Annotated in this window: 4 protein-coding genes; 1 reads left to right on the top strand and 3 read right to left on the bottom strand. The window is 56.3% G+C overall.

Going from position 1 to position 8,538, the window contains the following annotated elements:
- Window positions 1-306: 306 nt before the first annotated feature.
- The 3 genes from DC3_RS24695 to DC3_RS24685 all read right to left on the bottom strand — a co-directional run bounded on the left by DC3_RS24695 (window position 307) and on the right by DC3_RS24685 (window position 5,671).
- Window positions 307-2,409, bottom strand: coding sequence for a cellulase family glycosylhydrolase (locus DC3_RS24695; RefSeq protein WP_146889877.1), 2,103 nt, complete (start codon window positions 2,407-2,409; stop codon window positions 307-309).
- A gap of 194 nt (window positions 2,410-2,603) precedes the next feature.
- The gene (locus DC3_RS24690; RefSeq protein ID WP_146889874.1) at window positions 2,604-4,844 is read right to left on the bottom strand and encodes an ATP-binding protein; all 2,241 of its coding nucleotides are present in this window, start codon (window positions 4,842-4,844) and stop codon (window positions 2,604-2,606) included.
- Window positions 4,841-5,671 carry a winged helix-turn-helix domain-containing protein gene (locus DC3_RS24685; protein WP_186816244.1) on the bottom strand — a complete coding sequence of 277 codons (831 nt, stop codon included), beginning with the start codon at window positions 5,669-5,671 and terminating at the stop codon, window positions 4,841-4,843. Before DC3_RS24685 ends, DC3_RS24690 begins: the two co-directional genes overlap by 4 nt.
- 256 nt (window positions 5,672-5,927) lie before the next feature.
- Here DC3_RS24685 and DC3_RS24680 point away from each other — a divergent pair, with 256 nt between their 5' ends.
- On the top strand, window positions 5,928-8,483 hold the full coding sequence (locus tag DC3_RS24680) for a DEAD/DEAH box helicase (RefSeq protein WP_146889868.1): 2,556 nt from the start codon (window positions 5,928-5,930) through the stop codon (window positions 8,481-8,483).
- Window positions 8,484-8,538 lie beyond the last annotated feature (55 nt).

The following is an 8,538-nucleotide window of genomic DNA, read 5'->3' as shown; positions in this document are numbered from 1 at the left end:
CTGCATTGCTGCTTCCTCTCGGGCGAAGAAAAGAATACTACGGATTTGCAGATGTGTCAACACCCCGGGAAGGAGGGTTTGAAGGACCTGATCTCTGGCGTGCTGCACGGGGTTTTTCGAGACGCAAAACCCATCCATAAAAACTCTGTACTCAGTACAAAAATAGTGGATGTGACGGATCTCCCCTCCTCTACCCCTAAGACAAACGGAGGATGCACTGTCTGGCACATCCTCCCTGATCTGGCTTACTGATACAGGACCTTTTCTGCACACTGTGAACTGTCTACTGTAAACCGTCAACTTCTGTCACTGGCAAGTGTTGCCATTGAGCTTGAAGCTGACCGGATTGCTGTTGGTGCCACTGTAAGTGAGGTTGAAGCCCAGGTTGGTGGTGGCTCCTGCAGCCAGCGTGGCATTGTAATTCAGGTTCTTCAGGGTGACGGTCTGACCACTCTGGATATAGGTGCTGTTCCAGCTCTGGCTGATCTGTTGGTTGCCAGAGAAGTTGAAACTGAGGGTCCAGCCATTCACTGGGGTACTGGAGGTGTTGGTGATGTCGATGCTGATGGTTGCACCGCTTCCCCAGTCGTTCTGTTTGCTGTAGACCACCTTGCAGGCAGATGGTGCGCCTCCCACAGTGATGTTTCGGGTGATGGTGCTGGACGCCCCTTTGGTGTCTGTGGCAACCACCTTGATGCTGTGGGCTCCAGAGGTGAGGCCTGTTGCACTGTAGCTGTACGGGGAAGTGGTATCCGAGAGTTTGAGAATGCCATCCATATAGAAGTCCACTTTGGAGACACCATCGCTGTCTGTGGCTGTGGCAGCGACATTGACTGTGGTTCCAGCAGTGAACGTCTGGCCCTCTATTGGGCTGGAAACCGTCAGAGCAGGTGGATCATTGGGCGCAGAACCCACCGTGATGCTCTGTGTGGCTTCTGCTGTTGCCCCTTTGTTGTCTGTGGCCATCAGTTTGATGGTGTGAGCACCACTGGCCAGCCCTGCAACACTGAATTCATAGGGTGCAGTGGTGTCTGTGTTCTTGAGGACCCCATCCACATAAAGGTCCACTTTGGAGACTGTTCCGTCGGGGTCACTGGCAGTGCCCTTCACAGAAATGGTGACTCCCGTGGCGAAGTTCTGTCCACTGGTCGGACTGGTGATCGAGACAGTGGGCGCTTTGTTGGTGGTCCCTCCAGAAAGGGGCACAAGGTAGGGCTTCACCACGTCGTAGCGCACATGATCGACCGTTTGCCAGTCGTCCAGCAGGATGCCTTTGGTGTCTCCAGAGTTGGGGTTCAGGGACCAGTAGGTCCAGCTTGCCCCGATCTTTTCGAGGTACTTGAGCAAACTGGGGAGCCAGACCTGGTCTTTGGAGTCCTGCAGGGTGCTGCCAAACTCTCCGACAATCACCGGGGCGATGTTGTTTTTCACCAGGTATCCCCAGTATTTGTCCCAGTGAGGCTCCAGGGTGGCCGGGAAGCTGGGGTCGGTGAACCAGGGCTGGCCGTTGTAGACGCTCATTCCATAATCGTGGCTGGAGTACACCAGTTTGTTGGGTTTTGATAAGCGGACCGGGTACTTCTGTGCCCCCATCAGGTTGCCCCCCCACCAATTGCAGTTCATGTTGGGGTTGGGGTTCCACTGGCTGGGTTTCACTGCGCTGCCGTCGCTGGCCCAGCACTCGTTCCCCTCCACAATGATCAGCCAGTCGGGATTGACACTGAGGATGGCGTTTCCGGCCTTCTCTGCTGCCAGACGCCAGTCCTGTGCGGGATCACCGCAACCCCAGCAGGAATTCAGGCCTGTGCCGTCCACCGAGTGCGGCTCGTTGTGGAGGTCTGCGCCCACCACGGTGGGGTTGCCTTTGTATCTTGCAGCAAGGAACTTCCAGTCCTCGATCCATTTGCTTTCCGGGGTGGTCGAGGTGTACCACAGGTGAGACTGCCCGCTCGCTTCCGGACGGTGGCGGTCCAGAAAGACCTTCAGGCCGATGGTGCCGGAGTACTCGATGATTCTGTCCAGAATCTGCAGGCTGTTGAGGCCTTTCAGCTCGGGATTGGCAAAGTCATTGAGGCCTGAGGGCATCTTGGGGCCCACCAGCATCTCGTTCGAAAAGGGGATGCGAAGGACTGTGAAACCCAGGGATTTCACCTGATCCAGAACCTGCTTGTAATTGACGCTCCACAATCCGTGGGGCATGTAATTGGCGGTCTCAAACCCGAACCAGTTGATGCCGGTGATGCGAACCACCTGACCGTTGGCATCAAGGATCTTGCTTCCAGATGTGGACCAGAAGCCCTCTCCTGCTTGCTTCTGCACGGTGGGCTGGGCTGCAGGTGGGGTCTGGCTGGAACAGGCCAGCATTCCCACACTGAGCAAGGTGAGGGCGGTGAATTGAACTCTGCGCATTCATGACCTCTTCTCTGTGAACCTGATGCTCTATGAACCTGAAACGTCTTCAGCCTTCGCCTGAAGTGCGAAAAAGCCGCGCTGAACAGCACATGGTTTGAACCGTGGAATCCTTTTCAGGGTACAGCTGCAGGTCTGAAAAAGCCTGAAAAGTGCTGCTGCAGGCTTTTTCAGATCGGGTCCAGGGCAAAAGTTCAAACCGGAGCGTTCAGGGACGTTTCGAGGCCGTCATAGAATTTCTGCCTTCTGGGACTGATGGCCCACTCAAACCGTTCATGGATCTCCAGGCAGGTCTGGTGTGCCCTGCGGGCTTCCAGAAAGCGTCCTTCCTGCACTGCGAGTCGGGCAGCACAGCAGTTGATGTCGATCAGGGCGTTGATGGTTGCCACAGGGGTTTTGCTGGTCATGACTTCTTGAATCAGACGGGCAGCTTCTGAGAGGTGACCGGACTCCACCTCGATCAGGATCTGCACACCGATCAGGTCCTGCACCTTGATGGCCTTCTTGCGGTCCGAGAAGTGGTCCAGGCAGATGTGTAAGGTGTCTCGGGCCTGATCAACACGTTCCTGAATCACCTGCAATTTGGCGACCAGCAAGAGCAGGTGAAGGCGCACGGTGTTCATCTCCTCAAAGGAAAGCTGGGTGTTCTGGAGTTGCTCTTCCAGCAGGGCCTCGGCCCGGTCCAGTTGCAGGGTCTCGAAGTACAATTCGGCCAGATGGAGTTCAGTCCAGGCCATGCCCCAGGTGTTGCCTCTGGCCTGAAAGCCTTTCTGGGATTCCAGAAAGCAGTGTTCAGCCTCTGGGTACTGGCCCTTGATGAAGTGCAGCCTGCCCTGGTGGCTCTGAATCCAGCACTTCTGGTCTGGCTCTCCAATCCGGCCAATGATCTCCTGCGCTTCCTGGGTGAAAAAGTCCGCCTGCCTGAGGTCTCCCCAGAACATGCACAGGTGGGCCAGACCCTGGTAGGCCCCGGCCATGCCCATCGGGTTCTGGTGGTGGCGGGCCACCTCTAAAGCCTGGGTGAAATAACAGCGGCTCCCCTCGAAATCAAAGTTGTCGTTGGAAATCCACGCTGCACCGATCAGGGTGTTCACAATGGACAGAGCAAATTCATGGGTCTTCTGCTGTGGACCTGCCTGCTGGTAGGCTTCAAAGAGGGCATCTGTGTAAGCCAGTCCCAGGTAGAAGTAGCGTGAGGCCTGCCAGTACTTCCAGATGTAGGACACCAGCCGTGCAGATTGCAGGGGGTTGTCTTTCAGGTGCGCAGTGATGACCTGGTGGATGCTGCTGGAATGCCGCAGAAAATACTCGCTCTGCACATCAAAAGGGGTCTCTTTGTTGGTCTGGATGCGTTGCAGATAATAAGAGGTGTAGAAGGCCAGAACCTGTTTTTGCTCCCTTTCATCCATCAGGCTGCGGGCGTAGGCTTTGACCACATCCAGGCAGAACAGCAGGCTGCGGCCATCCCCTCCGACTTTGGAGTACAGCAGGTTTTTTTCGAGAAGGCTGGTGAGCACCCCTGCTGGGTCCGTCTCGATCTGCTGCTCCTGAAACAGGGTTTGCAACATGTGGAGGGCGTCATCCAGATCAAAGCGGGCATTGAAGAAGCTGAGGTGACGGAACACCAGACGCTGCTCTGGAGTGAGCAACTGGTAACTCCAGTCGATCAGGTTGCGGATGCTGCGCTGCCTGGGATCAAGGTCGATGGCTCCCTGCGCAGCAGGCAGGAGCAGGTTGTCCTGCAGAAACCGGAGGATGCGTTGCAGGGTCTGGCTGTACACCTGACTGGCCACCAGTTCGATGGACAGGGGAATGCCTTCCAGCAGCCTGCAAATCTGAAAAATCAGGCTCTGGTGTTCTTCTGAGAGGATCAGGTCCGGGCGCACCAGCTTTGCCCGGCTGTAAAAGAGCTGCATGGCCTCGTTGTGAAAAAGGTCCTCTTCCAGGGTGTCAAAATTGAACGGATGAATCTGGCAGACACATTCTCCACGGATTTTCAGGCGTTCACGGGAGGTGGCGAGGATGTGCAGGGAGGGGCACTCGGTGAGCAGGGTGCGAATGAAAATGCCAATTTCGGGGAGGTGTTCCACGTTGTCCAGCAACAGCAGCATCCGTTTGTGCTGGAAGTACTCCACCAGAAACTCGGTGATCCTCTCGATCTTGACGTCTGTGATGTCGAAGGACTTGGCGATCAGGGAGATGAATTCGTTGGTGTTTCTGCTGCTGTAGGCATCAAAAAAAGCAATCCCATGTGGGAACTTTTCAGCATGCTGGCGGCTGAATTCCACGGCCAGTCGGGTTTTACCCACCCCACCAAACCCCACCACCGAGATCAGGCTGTGTTTCTGCAGGGCCTCAGAGAGCAGGCCGAGTTCTGCAGTGCGTCCAATAAAATCATCGAGGTATCTGGGCAGGTGATGGGCGGTGCCTCTCATGCCGGAGCGAGCCTTTCTTGCTCCAGCAGCTTTGCGGCCTGTTCACGCAGTTGCAGCACATAGAAACGGGTGCAGCTCCCTTCGGTCAGGGCGTGTTGCAGCATCTGGGCGGTGCGGTGAATCCCACCATGGCCAAGCTCTCTGGAGAGCCTGAGCACCATCTGCAGGGGGTCAGGCTCGAACACATCCTGTGTGACCCTGAGCAGGTGCAGGACCAGGGTGCGGTCTGTTCTTCCCTGCGAGACCTGCAATTCCTGGACCAGACGGGTCAGCAGAAGGCGGTTGAAAATGAGGCGTTGCTCCTCAATCCAGGCAGAATCCAGACCATCCATCAGGTCACAGAGGTATTGCGGGGCAATCTGTTGTGTGGTCAGGACAGGCCCATCAAGGTCGTGGCTGTCGAGCACCACCTGAATCTGCGAAGAGAGGCTGTAGTGTCTGCCTTTTTTCACCACCCCCTCTTCGGTGAGGGGGAAGAGGTCCCTGAGGATCTTTCTCAGTTGCCGGATGGCCGTATAAACACTGTCGGCAGTCTTCCCATCCCAGAGGTCACTGAGCAGCTGTTCACGGGTGGCTGCAGGATGATGGATCAGGTACAGCAGCAGTTCCAGCACCTTTTGATAGGGAAAATCCACCTTCTGGCCCTGACAGAAAACTTCCGGGGCACCAAGAATTTTGATGTGCAGGGTTGCAGGTGTTGGGCTGGGAGAGGCTGAAAGGGGTCCCATCAGGTGAATGGTGGCCTGAATGGAAGCCAGATGGGTGTGCGTCCAGGCCTGCAACCGCTCAAAATCCAGGCTGGGTGGGGGGCTTTTTTCAGACAACACCAACACCTCCCTGTGAGGGCAAACGCTTTCAAATGTGTTGTCCTTCATCTTACTACAGGGAAAACGTACTCCACAATTGGTTTTTTTCAGCTCCCCATCAGGGAAAACCCTCCGAATCGTTTCGATCAAAGCACAGGGAAAACCTGTATCCGCTCTTTTGAAATCCCACCCTGTTGTGCCGTCATTGCCCTGAAGATGAAACAGGTGATTTTACGTTCATCCCCGAATCGGGCTTTTGTTTTACACTGTAAGACCGATGTCTGCGCTCTCCCCTTTTCTTCAGGACCTCCTCGGCAACAAAGCCCGGGCCTTCTACACCGAAGAAGGGCACCCCCCAGAGCTTGTTGACGTGGACCAGCTCGGCTGGTCGGCTCCCCTGAAGAAAGGCTTCAAATACCCGCAGGTGTATTCCCACCAGGCCGCGTGTTATGAAGCCATGCGACTGGGTGAGCATGTGGTGATCACCACGCCCACAGCCTCTGGAAAAACGGGGGCCTTTCTGCCTGCCATTGTGCAGAACCTGCTCGATGATCCAAAAGCCACGGCACTGCTGATTTATCCTCTGGTCGCTCTGGCACAGGACCAGCGTGAAAAACTGCAGGCCTTTCTGGATCAGGCCGGAATCCTCTGGGTCACCGAAGAGTTCCAGGGACAGGCCAGCGTGGATCAGGCGTTCCGGGAAGGGGTGCGCATCGTCATGGCCACCCCCGACAAGTTGCACTGGGCCCTGGCCCATCCCAAAGTGGCCCTTTTTTTGAAGAACCTCAAGCACCTTGTGCTGGACGAGGCCCACACCTACAGAGGCGGCTTTGGCTGCGAGATTTCTGGCCTGATCCGCCGGGTGCTGGCCCTCTCACAGCACCTCGGGGCAAAACCCCAGGTGGTGCTTTCCACAGCCACCATCGGGAACGCCACCGAGTTCGCAGAGTCCCTCACAGGCCTGAGTTTCACCGAGATCAACACCTCCGGTGCAAAGAAATACCCCAAAACCTATTATCTGGTGGACCACAGAGGACAGGCCCGAAAGTTCTGGGACAACCTCATCAACCAGAGCATCGTGCATGGGCAGAAAACGCTGGTGTTCTTCAGAGGACGCTCCAAAGCCTCCAGAATGCACGCCCAGTACCACAACAGACCTGAATACAAGGAGTACGTGCATTTATATATGTCTGGTGCTGGCGGACGGGATGCCCGACTCACCCGCTTCAGGGAAGCAAAAAGTGGGGTGATGTTCGCAACGAGTGCCCTGGAGGCCGGAGTGGACATCGGGGACCTCAGTGTGGTGGTGCTGGATGGCTACCCGGGGTCACGCATGACCTTCCGGCAGATGGTCGGACGGGCAGGACGCGTCAGCGAAGGGGCCATTCTGTATCTTCCTGCAATGGATGAAAACGGCGTCCCCAGGCCTGCAGATGCTTTCTACAGCAACCCGCAGAACTTCAGGCAACTGCTGCAGGGGGCGGTGGAACGGGCTGTGATTGAAGCCCACAACGCCTACATCACCCCCAAACACCTGTCCAGAATGCAGCACGAATTCTATGCCGTGGGGCTCAATCCTCCAGCGGAAGCCTCCAGCAGCAACTGGGCTCTCGGCATGAAGCGCTGGAACCTGCGCAGCGACGACGGAGAAAAGTATTACGTGGTGGAAAGAACCCTGTGGGAAACCAATCCCAAAAAGGCCTTCTTTGAACCGCTGGAAACCCCCAGCAGCCACTACGCCCACGCTGAAAAACATGTGGGGGCGGTCTTCAGCTGGGATGGGGTCAGCTATCAGGTTTCAGACTGGCTGCCCTCACCGCAGGGCACGGTCATTCTGGTCGAAAAGGTCAACTCGGTGGGTGAATTCACCCGTGGAAATTACCGGGTGAAAGTCACGCCTGTGAAAATGGAGAAATGGGAAACCCAGGGTGAACTGGCCTTCCGTTTCGGGGAGATCAGCGTGCAGAAGGAATACCTGGGGTACCAGCTTCACCGCCAGGTCTTCGCCAGAGGGTGTGGCAAGTGCGATTACGCTGCACTCCCTGAAGACAAAACCTGCCCGAAATGCAATGGTCGCATCCGGGACCGGGTGCTGGAACAAAAGCTGGCAGACCACACCTTCGAAAGGCCCCTCACCCTCCCGAGTTTCCGCACCTACACCATGGAAATCGGGGTGAGGTCCACGGGGGGCACCGCCCACGCCCTCAAACACGCCCTGATGAAACTGATTCCCGAACTGGTCGCCTGTGATCCCAACGACATTTCAGGGGCCTTCCGGGCTGACAAGGACAACTACTTCTTCATCTACGACGACTGGAAAGGTGGACTGGGGATCAGCCACCGGGCTTTTAAAGACCTGCCCCTGCTGCTGGACCGTGCCCTGGAACTGTGCTCCAGCACCTGCTGTGAAAGTGGCTGCTACCAGTGCCTGGAAATGGAACGCTGCGGTTCCCCCACCCTGGAAAATGGCGACAAACGCCACATCAACAAAACCGGAGCCCGCGAACTGCTGGAAAAACAACTCGGCAGGAAGGTCAGAATCGAAGTCACCCCACAGGAGGAGAGCAGCAACCTCAACTGGGAACTGCAGGCCCGGGAATTGCTGGAACTGCAGGGCCTGTCGAGCACCGAGGTCAGCAAGCGCCTGGGCATCCCCTCCCGGGAATTCCAGAACCTCCCCTCCACCCCCTTAAAAGTCCTGCACCCCAAATTCGGAGAAGGGGAACTCATCAGTGCCATCGGCTACGGCTCCCTCAGAAAAGCCCGAATCCGTTTTCCAACACAGGAAAAAACTTTCCTGGTCAGCCTTGCCCCGATTCAGGTCATTGGCTAAATTCAAGAATGGACTTCTGTCTGCACCTGATCCTGTTTTGTGTGTTAGGGTGATA

This window comes from Deinococcus cellulosilyticus NBRC 106333 = KACC 11606 (genome assembly GCF_007990775.1).
In the GTDB taxonomy this organism is placed as follows: domain Bacteria; phylum Deinococcota; class Deinococci; order Deinococcales; family Deinococcaceae; genus Deinococcus_C; species Deinococcus_C cellulosilyticus.
The sequence above is the reverse complement of the archived record's forward strand: the minus strand, read 5'-3'. Positions and strand labels throughout refer to the sequence as shown.